Genomic DNA, 16,562 nt, shown 5'->3' on the forward strand with positions numbered 1-16,562 from the left:
TGAGCGGTTTCGCAGCCCGAAATCTCTGCCTTTGATCGTTCCCACGCTCTGCGTGGGAATGCAGTCCGGGACGCTCTGCGTCCCAACAGCCGAACGCGGAGCGTCCGTGGAGGCATTCCCACGCGGAGCGTGGGAACGATCTGCGACCGAGAGTTACAGGTGCAACGCGTGCCCAAGCGCACGCAACGCCGCTTCCTGCACCGCTTCACCCAAGGTCGGATGCGCATGGATGGTGCCGCCGATGTCTTCCAGTCGCGCACCCATTTCCAGACTTTGGGCGAACGCGGTCGACAATTCCGATACCCCGACACCCACCGCCTGCCAACCGACAATCACATGGTTGTCCCGACGAGCGACCACCCGCACGAAGCCGGTTTTCGATTCCAGGGTCATCGCCCGGCCATTGGCCGCGAACGGGAAGTTCGACACGATGCAGTCCAGTCCTGCCGCTTTGGCCTCGTCCGGGGTCTTGCCGACCACCACCATTTCCGGGTCGGTAAAGCACACGGCAGCGATGGCGGTCGGGTTGAACTCGCGGGTCTTGCCGCTGATCAGCTCGGCAACCATCTCGCCCTGAGCCATGGCGCGGTGGGCCAGCATCGGCTCGCCGCTCAGGTCGCCAATGGCGTAGACGTTGCGCATGCTGGTCTGGCAGCGGCTGTCGATCTTGATCGCCGAGCCGTTCATGTCCAGGTTCAGCGCTTCAAGGTTCCAGCCCTGAGTATTGGGTTTGCGACCGACAGCCACCAGCACCTGATCGGTTTCAAGGTTCAGGGTGTCGCCGTTCGGATCACGCACCTGCAACGTACCGTCGAAGCCCAGTACGCTGTGTTTCAGGTACAACTTCACGCCCAGTTGCTTCAGCGCGTCGTGCACCGGTTGTGTCAGTTCGGCATCGTAGGCCGGCAGAATGCGATCCTGCGCCTCTACCACGCTGACCTCGGCGCCGAGCTTGCGATAGGCAATGCCCAGCTCCAGGCCGATGTAACCACCGCCGACCACGATCAGGCGTTTCGGAACCGACTTCGGTGCCAGCGCCTCGGTGGACGAAATGATCGGCCCGCCAATCGGCAGGATTGGCAGATTGACGCTTTTCGAACCGGTGGCCAGCACCAGGTGTTCGCACTGGATGCGGGTGTCGCCGACTTCCACGGTCTTGCCGTCGATGACCTTGGCCCAGCCATTGACGACCTGAACCTTGTTCTTCTTTAGCAACGCGGCGACGCCGGTGGTCAGGCGATCAACGATGCCGTCCTTCCATTCGACGCTCTTGGTGATGTCAAGGGTCGGCGCCGAAACGCTGATGCCCAGTGCCGAATGCTGGTTGTGATGTTGAGTCTGGTGAAACTGCTCGGCCACATGGATCAGCGCTTTCGACGGAATGCAGCCGATGTTCAGGCAGGTGCCGCCCAGCGATTCGCCCTCGACCAGAATGGTCGAAATGCCCAGTTGCCCGGCACGAATGGCCGTCACGTAACCGCCGGGGCCGCCACCAATGATCAGCAGCGTGGTGTTCAGAGATTGCATGCCATCACTCCACAAACAGGGTCGCGGGTTGTTCGAGCAAGCCACGAATGGCCTGGATGAAGAGCGCCGCGTCCATACCGTCGACCACGCGGTGATCGAAGGAGCTGGAGAGGTTCATCATCTTGCGGATCACCACTTGGCCTTTGACGACCATCGGACGTTCGACGATTTTGTTCACGCCGACGATGGCCACTTCCGGCAGGTTCAGCACCGGGGTACTGACGATGCCGCCAAGGGCGCCGAGGCTGGTCAGGGTGATGGTCGAGCCGGACAGCTCATCGCGGCTCGCCTTGCCGTTGCGTGCAGCGGTGGCCAGGCGGGAGATTTCCGCCGCGCTGTCCCACAGGCTGCGAGCTTCTGCGTGACGCACGACCGGCACCATCAGGCCGACATCGCTTTGCGTAGCGACGCCGACATGCACCGCGCCGAGGCGGGTGATGACCTGGGCTTCGTCGTCGTAGCGGGCGTTCATCTGCGGGAAGTCGCGCAGGGCAACGACCAGTGCACGCACCAGGAACGGCAGCAAGGTCAGCTTGCCACGGCTGGCGCCGTGTTTTTCGTTCAGATGGGCACGCAGTTCTTCAATTGCGGTGACGTCGATTTCCTCGACATAGCTGAAGTGCGCAGCACGCTGAGTAGCGTCCTGCATGCGCTGGGCAATCTTGCGGCGCATGCCGATCACTTGAATCTGTTCTTCATCGTGACGCTGGGCGTACGCGGCAGCGACCGGCGCCGAAGCGTTCGATTGACCTTGCGCCAGATACGCCTCGAGGTCTTCGTGCAACACGCGACCGGCCGGGCCGGAACCGCGCACCAGACGCAATTGAATGCCCAGGTCCAGCGCATGCTTGCGCACGGCCGGCGAGGCCAGCGGACGCTCATCGGCTTCGCGAGCGACCACCGGGCCCTGGCAAACCGGAGCCGTACGCGGCGCGGCGGGTTTGCTTTCAACGACAGCTTCAACTTTGGGTGCGACTGGCGTTTCTTTCGCCGTAACTGGCGCCGGTTTGTCCGACTCCTTCAGATTGCCGGCGCCCTCGACCTCGATGCTGATCAGCACACTGCCGACCGCCATCACTTCACCCGGCTGACCGCCCAGCGCAATCACCTTGCCATGGACTGGCGAGGGAATATCGACCATCGCCTTGTCGGTCATCACATCCGCCAGCACCTGATCTTCAACGACCAGATCACCAACCTTGACGTGCCACTGCGACAGTTCTACTTCTGCGATGCCTTCGCCGATGTCCGGCATCTTGATAACGTGCGTGCCCATTCAGACCTCCATGACCCGTTTCAGCGCCGCGCCCACTCGGGACGGCCCAGGGAAATACGCCCACTCCTGCGCGTGCGGGTAGGGGGTGTCCCAACCGGTGACGCGTTCGATCGGCGCTTCCAGGTGGTGGAAGCAATGCTCTTGCACCAGCGACACCAGTTCGGCGCCGAAACCACAGGTGCGGGTGGCTTCGTGAACGACCACGCAACGGCCGGTTTTCTTCACGGATTTGACGATGGTTTCCAGATCCAGCGGCCACAGGCTGCGCAGATCGATGACTTCCGCATCCACACCGGATTCTTCGGCGGCGACTTGCGATACGTAAACGGTGGTGCCGTAGGTCAGCACGGTCACGTCCTTGCCCGGACGGGTGATGGCGGCCACGTCCAGCGGCACGGTGTAGTAACCGTCCGGCACCTGGGCTTGCGGGTGTTTCGACCACGGGGTTACCGGGCGGTCGTGGTGCCCGTCGAACGGGCCGTTGTACAGGCGTTTTGGCTCGAGGAAGATCACCGGGTCATCGTTTTCGATGGAGGCGATCAGCAGGCCTTTGGCGTCATACGGGTTGGACGGCATGACGGTGCGCAGGCCGCAGACCTGAGTGAACATCGCCTCGATGCTCTGGCTGTGGGTCTGGCCGCCGTAGATGCCACCGCCGCACGGCATGCGCAGGGTCATCGGGGCGGTGAACTCGCCGGCCGAGCGATAACGCAGACGGGCGGCTTCGGAAATGATCTGGTCGGACGCCGGGTACACGTAGTCGGCGAACTGAATCTCGGCCACCGGACGCAAGCCATAAGCGCCCATGCCCACCGCGACGCCGACGATACCGCTTTCGGAGATCGGCGCATCGAACACCCGCGAGGTGCCGTACTTGGTCTGCAAGCCTTCGGTGCAACGGAACACGCCGCCGAAGTAACCGACGTCCTGGCCGAACACCACCACGTTGTCGTCACGCTCAAGCATCACATCCATGGCCGAGCGCAGCGCCTGGATCATGGTCATGGTGGTCGTGGTCATGGCGGTTTCCAACTGAATATTGTTGTTGTGATCGTTCATATCAGATCCCCAACTGCTGACGCTGGCGCTTCAAGTGCTCCGGCATCTCTTTGTAGACGTCTTCGAACATGGTCGCGGCGCTTGGAATCTGGCCACCGGCGAGGGTGCCGTACTGTTCGGCCTGTTTCTGTGCGGCGATCACTTCGGCTTCGAGCTCGGCGCTGACGGCGGCGTGCTCCTCTTCCGACCAGTGGCCGACCTTGATCAGGTGCTGTTTCAGGCGGGCAATCGGGTCGCCCAGCGGGAAGTGGCTCCAGTCGTCGGCGGGACGGTATTTGGACGGATCGTCGGAGGTCGAGTGCGGGCCGGCGCGGTAGGTGACCCATTCGATCATGGTCGGGCCGAGGCCGCGGCGCGCGCGTTCGGCAGCCCAGGCGGAGGCTGCGTAGACCGCGTAGAAATCGTTGCCATCCACCCGCAGCGAGGCGATGCCGCAACCGACGCCGCGTCCGGCGAAGGTGGTGGCTTCACCACCGGCGATGGCCTGGAAGGTCGAAATCGCCCACTGGTTGTTGACCACGTTGAGGATCACTGGCGCACGGTAAACGTGGGCGAAGGTGAGGGCGGTGTGGAAGTCCGATTCGGCGGTGGCACCGTCGCCGATCCAGGCCGAGGCGATTTTGGTGTCGCCCTTGATCGCTGAGGCCATGCCCCAGCCCACGCCTTGAATGAATTGGGTGGCGAGGTTGCCGGAAATGGTGAAGAAACCCGCATCCTTGACCGAGTACATGATCGGCAACTGACGGCCCTTGAGCGGATCGCGCTCGTTGGACAGCAGTTGGCAGATCAGGTCGATCAATGGCACGTCGCGGGCCATCAGGATGCTTTGCTGGCGGTAGGTCGGGAAGCACATGTCGTCGATGTTCAAGGCCAGGGCCTGAGCGCTGCCGATGGCTTCTTCGCCGAGGCTCTGCATGTAGAACGACATTTTTTTCTGACGCTGGGCGACCACCATGCGGTTGTCGTAGATGCGGGTCTTGAGCATGGCGCGCATGCCTTTGCGCAGGATCTCGACCGGCACGTTTTCGGCCCATGGGCCGAGGGCGTTGCCCTGGTCGTCGAGCACACGGATCAGGCCACGGGCCAGGTCGGCAGTGTCGGCCGGTTCTACGTCGATGGAAGGTTTGCGCACCGTGCCGGCATCGGTCAGATGCAGGTAGGAGAAATCGGTTTTGCAGCCTGGGCGGCCCGAGGGTTCAGGGACGTGCAGACGCAGCGGTTCATACGCTTGGGTCATGGCTTCTACGCTCGATCTTGTGAATTTCTTGTAGTGAGCTGGCAGTCATTCTTCGATAAAAGAAATCTTGTCCTACAACAATCATAGGCCCGGCCAAGAAGAATATTTCTCTCTGTTTCGTTGCGCTGAAGATCATTTGCAGATAGAAATTCTGCATAAACATAAAAAACAGGTGGTTTTGTCTCATGCGCAAACTGGACCGTACCGATATCGGCATTCTCAACAGCCTTCAGGAGAACGCGCGTATCACCAACGCCGACCTGGCCCGTTCGGTCAATCTGTCGCCGACGCCGTGCTTCAACCGGGTCAAGGCGATGGAGGAACTGGGGCTGATCCGCGAGCAGGTAACCCTGCTGGATGCCGACCTGCTGGGGCTGCACGTCAACGTGTTCATTCACGTCAGCCTGGAGAAGCAGGTGGAAGAGGCCCTGCAGCATTTCGAAGAGGCGATTTCCGATCGCCCGGAGGTCATGGAGTGCTACTTGATGGCCGGCGACCCGGACTATCTGATCCGGGTGCTGGTACCAACCATCCAGTCGCTCGAGCGCTTCATGATGGACTTTCTGACCAAGGTGCCGGGCGTGGCCAACATTCGGTCGAGCTTTGCGCTCAAGCAGGTGCGCTACAAGACGGCGTTGCCGTTGCCGGCGAACGGTTTGACATTGGGTGCTTGAAGATGATCGTTCCTACGCTCTGGGTGGGAATGCCGCCATGGACGCTCCGCGTCCCGCTTCCGATCAGTTGATTACAGTTTGTTGAGCGGAATCTTCAGGTACACAACGCCGTTATCTTCCGCCGCCGGAAAATCCCCCGCCCGGACATTGACCTGAATCGCCGGCAGCAACAGCGTCGGCATTCCCAACCCCGCGTCCCGCCGTGTGCGCATTTCAACGAACGTGGCTTCATCGACGCCGTCATGCACATGGATATTGCTTTTGCGCTGTTCACCGACAGTAGTCTGGCACTGTGCCTGGCGACTTTCGGGTGGATAGTCGTGGCAGACGTAGAGCTTCACGCTGGCGGGGAAGGCCAGCAGCTTGTGAATCGAATTGAACAATTGATGCGCGTTGCCACCGGGAAAGTCGCAACGGGCGGTGCCGACGTCGGGCATGAACAGCGTATCGCCGACCAGAATCTGCTCGCCATCGATCAAATAGGCCATGTCCGCCGGGGTGTGGCCGGGGACGTGCAGGGCGGTGGCCTTGAGATTGCCGATCCTGAATGACTCGTTCGGCGCGAACAGATGATCGAACTGCGAGCCGTCGACGCGAAATTCCGGTTCCAGGTTGAACAGCGCCTTGAACACGTTCTGCACTTTGCTGATCGATTCGCCAATCGCGATTTTCCCGCCCAGTTCCCGACGCAGGTACGGCGCGGCGGACAGGTGATCGGCGTGCGCATGGGTTTCCAGCAGCCATTGCACTTGCAGGTCGTGGGCGCGAACGAAGGCGATGATCCTGTCCGCCTGTGCCGTGCAGGTGCGACCGGCGGCACCGTCGTAATCGAGCACCGGATCGACGATCGCGCATTGCCCACCGTCGGCTTCGTAGACCACGTAGCTGTAGGTCGAGGAGGCGGGGTCGAGAAAGGCTTCAATCAACGCGGGCATGGACATGAACCTGTGGCAGAGGACGAAAAGTCAGTCGTGGGTTGCAACACTTTATGTAAACACATAATGTCCGCAGCTTAAGTGACGTTGAAGGCATCCTGCAAATGCAATCCAGTCTGACCGAATGTGAAGTCGCCCAACTGCGCGCCTCGGCTTCCAAGGCCTGTTCGCTGCTCAAGGCATTGGCCAACGAAGACCGACTGTTGATCCTGTGTCAGTTGACCCAGGGCGAGCGCAACGTCGGCGAGCTGGAGAAAATGACCGGCGTGCGGCAGCCGACCCTGTCCCAGCAGCTGGGTATCCTGCGTGATGAAGGGCTGGTCGCGACCCGTCGTGAAGGCAAGTACATTTTTTACGGTCTCGCCAGTCACGAAGTGATCCAGGTGATGAAAACCCTTTCCGGACTCTACTGCGGAGCCGTGCTCAAAAGCTGGGCGCAATAGACCCGGCTATCCTTGCGTGCAGCCATAAGGAACAAACAATGAACGATCAACACTGGGGCCCATCCATCAGTGCGGACATCGTGGTCATCGGCGGCGGCACTGCCGGTATCGGTTTTGTCGCGAGCCTGCTCAAGCGCGATCCCGGCCTGAAAATCACAGTGATCGAGCCGAGCACCCTGCATTACTACCAGCCGGCGTGGACGCTGGTCGGCGGTGGTGCCTTTGATGCCAAAGACACTGCCCGACCGATGAACAAAGTGATGCCGCGTCAGGCCACCTGGATTCAGGCTGCAGTGACCGGCATCGATCCCGACCAGCGCCGCCTCACCCTCAACGATCAACGCACTGTCACCTATCAGAACCTGATCGTCTGCCCCGGCCTGCGCCTGGCGTGGGAGAAGATCGAAGGCTTGCAGGAAAGCCTCGGCCAGCACGGCGTCACTTCCAACTACAGCTATCAGCACGCGCAATACACCTGGGATCAGGTGCAGAAACTGCGCGGCGGCAGAGCGCTGTTCACCCAGCCGCCAATCCCGATCAAGTGCGCCGGCGCGCCGCAGAAGGCGCTGTACCTGTCCTGCGATCACTGGCTCAAGCGCAACGTGCTGAGCAAGGTCGAGGTCGAGTTCAATCTGGCCGGCGCCGCATTGTTCGGCGTCCCGACCTTCGTACCGCCGCTGATGAAGTACATCGACAAATACAACGCGCGGCTGGCGTTCAATTCGAATCTGGTAAAGGTCGACGGCGCGGCGAAAACCGCCTGGTTCGACGTCAAGGATGCGGACGGCAACGTCACCCGCCAGGCCAAGACTTTCGATCTGCTGCACGTCGTCCCGCCGCAGGTTTCACCGGATTTCATCGCGCAAAGTCCGCTGGCCGACGCCGCTGGCTGGTGCGAGGTCAATCCGCACACGCTGCAACATCCGCGTTATCCCGACGTGTTTGCCCTGGGCGATATCTGCGGCACCACCCATGCGAAAACCGCCGCGGCAGTGCGCAAGCAAGTCGTGGTGGTGGCGGAAAACCTTCTCGCCCTGCGCAAGGATCTGGCACTGCCGCTCAAGTACGACGGCTATGGTTCCTGCCCGCTGACGGTAGAGAAGGGCAAGGTGATCCTCGCCGAGTTCGGCTACGGCGGAAAATTGCTGCCGACCTTTCCCCTCGACCCGACCGTGCCGCGCCGCTCCGCGTGGTGGCTGAAGGCGACGCTGCTGCCGTGGTTCTACTGGAACGGCATGCTCAAGGGCCGCGAATGGCTGACGCGTCTGTCCAGGGTCGACTGAGAACACGCTATGTTGCTGGCAAGTCTGTTTGGCGTGGTGATGGGATTGGTCCTTGGTCTGACCGGGGCCGGCGGCGGGATTCTCGCGGTGCCGGCGCTGGTGCTGGGGCTGGGCTGGACGATGACGCAAGCGGCGCCGGTGGCGTTGTTTGCAGTGGGCAGCGCGGCGGCGGTCGGCGCGATCGATGGTTTGCGTCACGGTCTGGTGCGCTATCGCGCGGCGCTGCTGATTGCAGCGCTCGGCGCGGTGTTTTCGCCAGTGGGCATCTACTTCGCCCATCAGTTGCCGGAAAAGGTTTTGATGATTCTGTTCAGCCTGCTGATGGTCATGGTGGCGTGGCGCATGCTGCGCCGCGAACGCCAGCAGGAGGGCCCGAGCGACCATGGCCACGCCAGTTGGGGCCAGAAGAACTGCATGCTCAATGAACAGACCGGCCGTTTCGACTGGACCGCCAAATGCACCGCGACCCTCGCAGCATTGGGCGCGGTCACCGGCGTGGTGTCCGGTTTGCTGGGGGTGGGCGGCGGGTTTCTGATCGTGCCGGCGTTCAAGCAACTGACCGATGTGCAGATGCGCGGGATCGTCGCCACTTCACTGATGGTCATCAGCCTGATTTCCGCCATCGGCGTGATCGGCGCGTTCCATGCGGGCGTGCGGATAGATCGACTGGGTGCTGCGTTCATTGTGGCGAGCATCGTCGGCATGATCATCGGTCGCCAACTTTGCGCGCGAGTACCGGCGAGGACGTTGCAGGTGGGGTTTGCCAGTGTGTGCCTGGTGGTTGCGGCTTACATGTTGCTGCGGGCGTGAGACAACACCTGTGGCGAGGGAGCGAACGCCCTCGCCACAGCGTCAGCGTTACAACACCAGGTGCGGTAACCACAGCGACAGTGCCGGAACATAGGTCACCAGCATCAGCACCAGGAACAGCACCGCATAGAACGGCAGCAGCGCCTTCACGGTGCTTTCGATGCTGACCTTGCCCACCGCCGAACCCACGAACAGCACGGCGCCCACCGGCGGCGTTATCAGGCCGATACCGAGGTTGACCAGCATGATCATGCCGAACTGCACCGGGTCGACGCCGATACCGAGGATCACCGGCATCAGAATCGGCGTAAGGATCAGGATCAGCGGCGCCATGTCCATCACGGTGCCGAGCAACAGCAGCATGACGTTGATGCACATCAGGATCACGTAGCGGTTGTCGGACAGGGTCAGGAACAGCGTGGTGATTTTCGCCGGGATCTGCATCAGGGTCATGATGTAGCCGAAGCTGGCGGCGAAGCCGATCAGGATCATCACGATGGAAATGGTGCGCACCGTGCGATGCATCAGTTTCGGCAGCTCACTCCATTTGTAGTCGCGGTAGATGAACATGGTGACGAAAAACGACCACAGCACGGCGATGGCCGCCGACTCGGTGGCTGTGAAGATCCCCGACAGAATCCCGCCGAGAATGATCACCATCGCCATCAGCCCCCACAGCGCTTCGCCGCAGATCTTCAAGGCTTCGCGCATCGGGATCACTTCGCCTTTGGGATAGTCGCGTTTGCGCGCGAAAATCAGGCACAGCACCATCAGGCATGCGCTCATCAGCAGGCCCGGCACGACACCCGCCATGAACAGCGAAGCGATGGACACGGTGCCGCCAGCCGCCAGCGAGTAGAGCACCGAGTTGTGACTCGGCGGAGTCAGCAAGGCCTGCACCGAACCACTGACGGTCACTGCCGTGGAGAAGTCCCGGGGATAACCCTTGCGCTCCATTTCCGGGATCAGCACCGAACCTACCGACGCGGTATCGGCCACCGACGAGCCGGAAATCGCACCGAAAAACGTCGAGGCCATGATGTTGACCAGCGACAGCCCGCCACGCACGAAGCCCACCAGTACCCCGGCGAACGCCACCAGCCGTCGCGACATGCCGCCCTCGGCCATGATCGCGCCGGCCAGCACAAAGAACGGAATCGCCAGCAGCGAGAATTTGTTCACCCCGCCCGCCACCTGAATCATCAGGGCCTGGAACGGGATGTCGATCCACCACGCGCCGATCAGCGCCGACAGCCCGAGCGCATAGGCCACCGGCATGCCGATCAGGATCAGTGCGATAAAACTGCCCAGCAGAATCAATGCGTCCATCAGGCAGCCCCTTCGTTTTCTTCAACCAGGTCGAACCGCACCACGCGGCGATTGCTTTGATCGCCGAGCAAGAGTTTTTCCAGCACGAAAATCAGCGTCAGCGCGCCGCCAATCGGGATCGGCATGTAGGTGATGCCGACGCGCAATGTCGGCAGGGCGCTCATGAACTGGTTCCACGTCGACAGGCAGAGCTTGGTGCCCCAGATGGTCATGAACAGGCAGATGGTGCCCATGAGCACTTGGGAAACGATGCTCATGGTTCGACGCATGTTCGGTTGCAGGCGGTCGGTGACCATCGCCACCGCCATGTGCGCCCCGGCGCGGTAGCTGGCGGCGGCGCCGATGAAGGTGAAGACCATCATCAGCAGGATGGCGGTGGGCTCCGGCCAGCTCGAGCCGGTGCCGAGGACGTAACGGGCGAACACGCCCCAGGGAATGATCAGGGAAATGGTCAGCACCGACAGGCCGGCGACCCAGATGCAGGCCATGTAGATCCGGTCATTGATGCGCAGCAGCAAATTCTTCATCGGGTTCCACCGTAACCGGGCAGGCGTGAGCGTCGAGCGACGCCAGCGCTGCCGGGCCTTGTATTGAGGGCAGGGAGGTTACTGAACGGCTTCGATGCGTTTGATCAGGTCGACGTAGGGCGCGCCGTATTTTTCGCGGATCGAAGCGGTGGCCTCGTAGAAGGGTTTCTTGTCGACCGTGATGAACTCGACGCCGGCGGCCTTGAGTTTCTCTTCACTGCTGGCCGACTTGGCATCCCACAAGGTGCGCTCCTGGGCCTGCGCAGCCTTGGCGGCTTTTTTCACCAGGGTCTGCTGATCGGGGCTGAGTTTTTCCCAGGTGATTTTCGACATCACGATGGGCTCGGGCAGGATCAGGTGCCCGGTCAGGCTGTAGAACTTGGCGTTCTGGTAGTGGTTGTGTTCGAGCAGGGTCGGCGGATTGTTTTCCGCGCCATCGATGACGCCGGTCTGCAGGGCACTGAAGATTTCGCCGGTGTCCATGGCGATACCGTTGCCGCCCATGGCGTTGATGGTCTCGATGAACATCGGGTTGCCCTGCACGCGGATTTTCATGCCCTTAAGGTCTTCAAGGCTGCGCACCGGTTTCTTGGTGTAGATGTTGCGCGTGCCACCGTCCATCCACGCCAGCGCCACGAGGTTGAATTCGGAGTTGGTGATCTTGTCGAGGATCTCGTCACCGATTTCACCGTCGATGATTTTGCGCATGTGCGCCTGGTCACGGAACACGAACGGCATGTTGAACACGTTCACGTCCGGCACCACAGGGCCGACGATCCCGAGGCTGACGCGGGCCATCTGGATGGCGCCGACCTGGGCCTGTTCGACCACTTCCTTTTCCGAGCCGAGTACACCGCCGGGGAACATCTTGAAGGTCAGCTTGCCGTCACTTTCGGCAACCAGGGTCTTGCCCAACTGTTCTTCGGCGACCACGGTCGGATACCCGGCGGGGTGGATGTCGGCGAATTTGATTTCCAGCGCCTGGGCCGCGCTGCCGAAGGTGAGCGCGAGGGGGAGGGCGACGGCGAGCAACGTGCGTTTGAAGTCCATGAGGGGTTCTCCAGTCTTGTTATTTTTGTGTTCAAGGCACAGCAATGCAGCAGGGGGTTACAGCAGGTCGTCGAACAATGGCTCCGGCAGGCCTTTGACGCCGGGGTTGAGGGCGAACACGCCGCCGGCCAGGGACTGCGGATCCTGGTCGTCGCCGGGGCGAATCGAAGTCACGAACAAGGTGTCCATCCGGCTGCCGCCGAAGGCGCACATGGTGGGTTTTTTCACCGGCACCGACAGCGAGCGGTCAAGGCGACCTTGCGGGGTGAAACGATGGATCAGGCCGACGTCGTTCGCGCAGATCCAGTAGCAGCCATCGGCATCCACGGCTGCGCCGTCGGGGCGGCCGTAAAAATGGTTCATGTCCACGAACACCCGCCGGTTGGAGGGTGTGCCTGTCTCGGTGTCGTAGTCGAAAGCCCAGATCAGTTGGACGTTCGGGTGCGAGTCCGACAGGTACATGGTTTTGCCGTCCGGGCTGAAGCCCAGGCCATTGGGCACGATGAAGCCATCAAGCTGTGCCTCGATCACGCCTGTTTGCCCAGCACCGTAACGATAGAGCCGGCCCTCGGGCAGATTCAGCCCCATGTTCAGCACCATGCTGCCGGCCCAGAACCGGCCCTGGCGGTCGCAGCGACCGTCGTTCAGACGCATGTCCTGGCGGTTGTGTTCCACGGTCGCGAGCAGGTCGCTGTCGAGGCTGCCATCGCCATGCGGTTGCAGATGAAAGAACCCGCTCTCCATCCCGGCAACCCAACCGCCCTTGCTGTGGCGGGCGATGCAGGCAAGCATTTCGGGAGTCTTCCAGGCATGGACATGGCCAGTGTCGGCGCTCCAGCGCTGCAGGCCGCCGTTGGGGATATCGACCCAGTACAAGGCGTTCTCCTGCGATACCCAGACCGGGCTTTCACCCACCGCGTTGCGGGCGTCGACGATCAATTCGGCTTGCATACTCATTCCCTTGGTTTTATTGGAGACGTGAATCGCGCCGGTCAATCGCCAAACGGGCCGGCCGCAACGAAGGCTCCGCCCTGATAGATCCGCGCCGGGTCATCGGCTGCCGGCATGGGCTGCGCCTCGACCTTTTCGCGAAACACTTCGGAGGTGTCTTTGGCCTCGAAACCGAGGTGGCTGGCGAAGCGGTTGTCCCACCACACATCCTTGTTGGCGGACATGCCATACACCACGGTGTGGCCGACGTTGGGGGTGTACAGCGAACGTTCGAGCAGTTGAGTGAGGTCGTCGAAGCTCAGCCAGGTGTGCATCATTCGGCGGTTCTGTGGTTCGGGAAACGACGAGCCGATGCGGATGCTGACGGTTTCGATGCCATAGCGATCGAAGTAGAAACTGGCCATGTCTTCGCCGTAGGACTTGGACAGACCGTAGTAGCCGTCAGGGCGACGAGCAGAGCTGGCGTCGAGGTGTTCGTTCTGTTTGTAGAAGCCGATGACATGGTTGGAGCTGGCGAAGATCACCCGCTTCACACCGTGTCGGCGTGCCGCTTCATAGATATGGAATACGCCGCAGATGTTGGCGCCGAGGATTTCTTCGAAGGGGCGCTCCACCGAGACACCGCCGAAGTGCAGGATCGCATCCACGCCTTCGACCAGCTGATGCACGGCAGCTTTGTCGGCGAGGTCGCAGAGCACGATTTCTTCGCGGTCATCGATGGCCGGGGCGAGGGCAGCGATGTCCGACAGGCGCAGCACGTTGGCATACGGGCGCAGACGTTCGCGCAAGACTTTGCCCAGGCCACCGGCGGCGCCGGTCAGCAGCAGGCGATTGAACGGAGTTGGGGCGGTGGGGGTGGACGTCATGGCAATCCCTTACACGTTGTTATTAGGTTTGTTGTAGGTTGTCGTATGACTGCGCTGAAGTATCGGTAGGGTTTCCGGAACTTGTCAACGCGACTTTCGGTGTAAGTGACGGAAGGCCGATTCACCCTCCGTTCACCCCATGCCAGGGTTTACAACAACGAAATCGGGTAACTGATGAAGATCCGGTTTTCATCGAATTCATTGGTGCTGAAGTCCCGGCGAATCGTCGCGTTGCGCCATTTGACGTTGAGGTTTTTCAGCGGACCGCTTTGCACGGTGTAGGCCAGCTCCGACTCGCGCCCCCATTCCTTGCCGTCGGTGATGGTGCCGGTGTGCACGTTGTCGCCGCTGATGTAGCGGTTCATCAGCGTCAGCCCTGGGACGCCGAGGACCACGAAGTTGTAGTCGTGGCGGATCTGCCAGGAACGCTCCTGCGCGTTGTCGTAACTGGCGTTGTAGCTGTCGTTGGCCAGGGTGCCACCGCTGGTTCCGTTGACGCGCATCCAGGCATCGTCGCCGCTGAGCTTTTGCAAGCCGATGTAGAACGTGTTGCCGCCGTACCGGGCCGAGAGCATGGCGAATGCGGTTTTGTTGTCGAGGTCGCCGGCCTGGGCGCTGCCGTCTTCCTTGCCGGTGAAGAAACCGAGGTTGGCGCCCAGCGTCCAGTCGCCCAGTGGCTGGCTGTGGCTGAGGTTGAAGTACTGCTGTTGGTAGATGTCGCTGAGTTCGGCGTACCACAGACCGACAAGCGTGCGTTTGTCGTTGAAGGTGTATTCTCCGCCGCCGAAGTTGAAACGGTCGGACGTGAATGCGCCTCGGCCGTTCATCGACATGTCTTCCATGCTGGCATCGTTGCGCGGGCTGTTGCCACGGAACTGGCCACCGTAAAGGGTCAAACCATTGATTTCGGTAGAGGTGATCTGGCCGCCACGAAAGGTCTGGGGCAGGGAGCGACCATCGTCCGAGCGCAGGATGGGCAACACTGGCATCCATTCACCCACCTTCAGTTCGGTCTTCGACACCTTGGCCTTGAGCGCAACACCCAGTCGCCCGAAATTGTCCGCCGGGCGTCCGTCATCGTGAATCGGCAGCAGCTGCGTACCGCCTGTGCCTTTGCCGCCATCGAGTTTCTGCGAATACATACCCAGCACGTCCAGACCAAAGCCGACGGTGCCCTTGGTAAAGCCGGATTTGGCGTCGAGGATGAAGTTCTGCGTCCACTCTTCAGCCTTGCCCTGCGGATAGTTCGGGTTGACGAAGTTGCGATTGAAGTAGGCGTTGCGCAGGTTCAGCGTGGCTTTGCTGTCTTCGAGGAAACCCCCGGCATCGGCGCTCATCGGCAAGGCGAGGGCGAGACTGCCGCAGCCGATCAGGCTCAGGGTGGAACGCGGGCGGGAGATAGAAAAACGGGACGTGCGGACGGAATTGCAGACGAGTGTGCTCACTGTGACGCTCCCTGTTTCATTTGTTGTTTTTATTATTTGTTATACGTCGTCGTACAACATGGTTGCGGATATTTGCGAGGTTTTCCGGAAAAGTCAACAGGGCGTCGTACGATGACTTTGGGTGAGCGGGCAGCCCTCAAAGCGCTGTGAGGAGGGCTGCTGTCGGCACGTTTACTGGTTGTAGAGCGCTTCAGTGTTATCGATCAGGGGATTTTTTTCGGTCAGCACGATCTGCGCGATCTGATCCTTGCGCATGAAACTCACCTTCGCATGCGACTGGGCGTACCGGATGAAGCGCTCCATGGCCTCGACCATCGCCGGGGTGCCGCCGATGCGGTCGTGCAGACTCACCGACATCATCCGCCGCTTGCTCGCGCCTTCGGCGTAGAGGCGATCGAATTCCAGCACCAGTTGCTGATAGAACTGCTCGGCAGAGAAATGCCGGCCCTCGACCAGCACGATGTCGTTGTTGCGCAGGGTGTACGGCACCACGGCGAATTTGCGTCCACGAACCATGGTCACGAACGGCTCGTCGCGGCTGACGTCGTCGATGTGGTAGGTGAAATTCAGATCCTGCAGCACCTTCAGCGTATTGGGGCTGCGGCGCAGCCAGTTGGCGTTGTAGCCGACCGAGCGCTGACCGGTGATTTTTTCCACCGCCGCGACGCCATCACCGATGAACTGTTTTTCCTGGGCGTAATTCATGTTGTACGAGTCGGCCCAGCGCATGCCGTGGGCTGCCAGTTCATGGCCACGCTCGGCAATCGCCTTGGCCAGGTCCGGGTGCTTGAGCGCCGCTTCGCCGACCACGTGGGAGGTGACTTTGATGCCGGTGCGATCCCACAGATCAAGCATGCGCCACAGGCCTTCCTTGTAGCCGTAATCGAACCAGGTCTGCGCCGGCAGGTCCGGATAACCTTTTGGCAGCGGTGTGCCGGAGAACGGACTTTCGGCGCCCTCGGGCTGGCCGCCGGTTTCGAACTGCATCGACACCGAAATCACCAGTTGCGAGCCATCCGGCCACGGGCGTTCCTGGGCAAAAGCGAGGGCTGGCAGCAACAGCGTGGCGGCCAGCAGGTTTTTCAGCAGACGCGGGGAGCGTTGCCAACGGGGAGTGGTCATATCGGGCACCTTGCAGGTTGAGAAGTGC

At 61.3% G+C, this 16,562-nt stretch carries 16 protein-coding genes; 4 read left to right on the forward strand and 12 right to left on the reverse strand.

The features are described 5' to 3' along the window. Positions 1-153 precede the first annotated feature (153 nt). Genes lpdA through ACM6JM_RS27795 form a run of 4 tightly spaced genes read right to left on the reverse strand, consistent with a single transcriptional unit; the run spans position 154 to position 5,099 of the window. The gene (gene lpdA / locus ACM6JM_RS27780; protein WP_414882811.1) at positions 154-1,527 is read right to left on the reverse strand and encodes a dihydrolipoyl dehydrogenase; all 1,374 of its coding nucleotides are present in this window, start codon (positions 1,525-1,527) and stop codon (positions 154-156) included. 4 nt (positions 1,528-1,531) lie between these two features. Next, positions 1,532-2,803 (reverse strand): dihydrolipoamide acetyltransferase family protein, encoded by a 1,272-nt coding sequence (locus tag ACM6JM_RS27785; protein ID WP_414882812.1) that lies wholly within the window; start codon positions 2,801-2,803, stop codon positions 1,532-1,534. After that, complete coding sequence (locus tag ACM6JM_RS27790; protein WP_003224000.1) at positions 2,804-3,862, reverse strand: alpha-ketoacid dehydrogenase subunit beta; 1,059 nt, start codon at positions 3,860-3,862, stop codon at positions 2,804-2,806. 1 nt (position 3,863) lies between these two features. Further along, the gene (locus tag ACM6JM_RS27795; RefSeq protein ID WP_103385947.1) at positions 3,864-5,099 is read right to left on the reverse strand and encodes a 3-methyl-2-oxobutanoate dehydrogenase (2-methylpropanoyl-transferring) subunit alpha; all 1,236 of its coding nucleotides are present in this window, start codon (positions 5,097-5,099) and stop codon (positions 3,864-3,866) included. A gap of 185 nt (positions 5,100-5,284) precedes the next feature. Between ACM6JM_RS27795 and bkdR the strand changes: the two genes are divergently transcribed. Next, positions 5,285-5,773: a Bkd operon transcriptional regulator BkdR gene (gene bkdR / locus ACM6JM_RS27800; RefSeq protein ID WP_025111414.1), complete on the forward strand. Its 489-nt coding sequence runs from the start codon at positions 5,285-5,287 to the stop codon at positions 5,771-5,773. Between the two features lie 71 nt (positions 5,774-5,844). Here bkdR and ACM6JM_RS27805 read toward each other — a convergent pair whose 3' ends face one another. Next, the gene (locus ACM6JM_RS27805; protein ID WP_039767240.1) at positions 5,845-6,708 is read right to left on the reverse strand and encodes an MBL fold metallo-hydrolase; all 864 of its coding nucleotides are present in this window, start codon (positions 6,706-6,708) and stop codon (positions 5,845-5,847) included. Positions 6,709-6,812: 104 nt separating this feature from the next. Here ACM6JM_RS27805 and ACM6JM_RS27810 point away from each other — a divergent pair, with 104 nt between their 5' ends. The 3 genes from ACM6JM_RS27810 to ACM6JM_RS27820 are packed head-to-tail and all read left to right on the forward strand — an operon-like array spanning position 6,813 to position 9,244. Further along, positions 6,813-7,151 (forward strand): ArsR/SmtB family transcription factor, encoded by a 339-nt coding sequence (locus tag ACM6JM_RS27810; protein WP_007952897.1) that lies wholly within the window; start codon positions 6,813-6,815, stop codon positions 7,149-7,151. Positions 7,152-7,189: 38 nt separating this feature from the next. Then, positions 7,190-8,434, forward strand: a complete 1,245-nt coding sequence (locus ACM6JM_RS27815) for an FAD-dependent oxidoreductase (RefSeq protein WP_414882813.1) — start codon at positions 7,190-7,192, stop codon at positions 8,432-8,434. Positions 8,435-8,443: 9 nt separating this feature from the next. Continuing rightward, positions 8,444-9,244: a sulfite exporter TauE/SafE family protein gene (locus ACM6JM_RS27820; protein ID WP_064597548.1), complete on the forward strand. Its 801-nt coding sequence runs from the start codon at positions 8,444-8,446 to the stop codon at positions 9,242-9,244. Between the two features lie 48 nt (positions 9,245-9,292). Here the strand turns inward: ACM6JM_RS27820 and ACM6JM_RS27825 are convergent, their stop codons facing one another. The 7 genes from ACM6JM_RS27825 to ACM6JM_RS27855 form a co-directional block, all read right to left on the reverse strand. Beyond that, entirely contained in the window at positions 9,293-10,573 is a 1,281-nt protein-coding gene (locus tag ACM6JM_RS27825) for a TRAP transporter large permease (RefSeq protein WP_039767236.1), read from the reverse strand. After that, positions 10,573-11,100 carry a TRAP transporter small permease gene (locus tag ACM6JM_RS27830; RefSeq protein WP_039767235.1) on the reverse strand — a complete coding sequence of 176 codons (528 nt, stop codon included), beginning with the start codon at positions 11,098-11,100 and terminating at the stop codon, positions 10,573-10,575. Before ACM6JM_RS27830 ends, ACM6JM_RS27825 begins: the two co-directional genes overlap by 1 nt. 78 nt (positions 11,101-11,178) lie before the next feature. After that, a complete protein-coding gene (locus ACM6JM_RS27835; protein ID WP_074688819.1) occupies positions 11,179-12,150 on the reverse strand; it encodes a TRAP transporter substrate-binding protein in 972 nt (323 codons plus the stop codon). Between the two features lie 57 nt (positions 12,151-12,207). After that, a complete protein-coding gene (locus ACM6JM_RS27840) occupies positions 12,208-13,101 on the reverse strand; it encodes an SMP-30/gluconolactonase/LRE family protein (protein WP_414882814.1) in 894 nt (297 codons plus the stop codon). Between the two features lie 41 nt (positions 13,102-13,142). Beyond that, positions 13,143-13,967 carry an NAD-dependent epimerase/dehydratase family protein gene (locus tag ACM6JM_RS27845; RefSeq protein WP_414882815.1) on the reverse strand — a complete coding sequence of 275 codons (825 nt, stop codon included), beginning with the start codon at positions 13,965-13,967 and terminating at the stop codon, positions 13,143-13,145. A gap of 149 nt (positions 13,968-14,116) precedes the next feature. Then, positions 14,117-15,412: an OprD family porin gene (locus ACM6JM_RS27850; protein WP_414882816.1), complete on the reverse strand. Its 1,296-nt coding sequence runs from the start codon at positions 15,410-15,412 to the stop codon at positions 14,117-14,119. A 171-nt stretch (positions 15,413-15,583) separates the two neighbouring features. Next, positions 15,584-16,534 carry a polysaccharide deacetylase family protein gene (locus tag ACM6JM_RS27855; RefSeq protein WP_414882817.1) on the reverse strand — a complete coding sequence of 317 codons (951 nt, stop codon included), beginning with the start codon at positions 16,532-16,534 and terminating at the stop codon, positions 15,584-15,586. Positions 16,535-16,562 lie beyond the last annotated feature (28 nt).

The sequence above is a fragment of the Pseudomonas sp. IT-P2 genome, assembly GCF_949767575.1.
Lineage (GTDB): Bacteria > Pseudomonadota > Gammaproteobacteria > Pseudomonadales > Pseudomonadaceae > Aquipseudomonas > Aquipseudomonas pharyngis.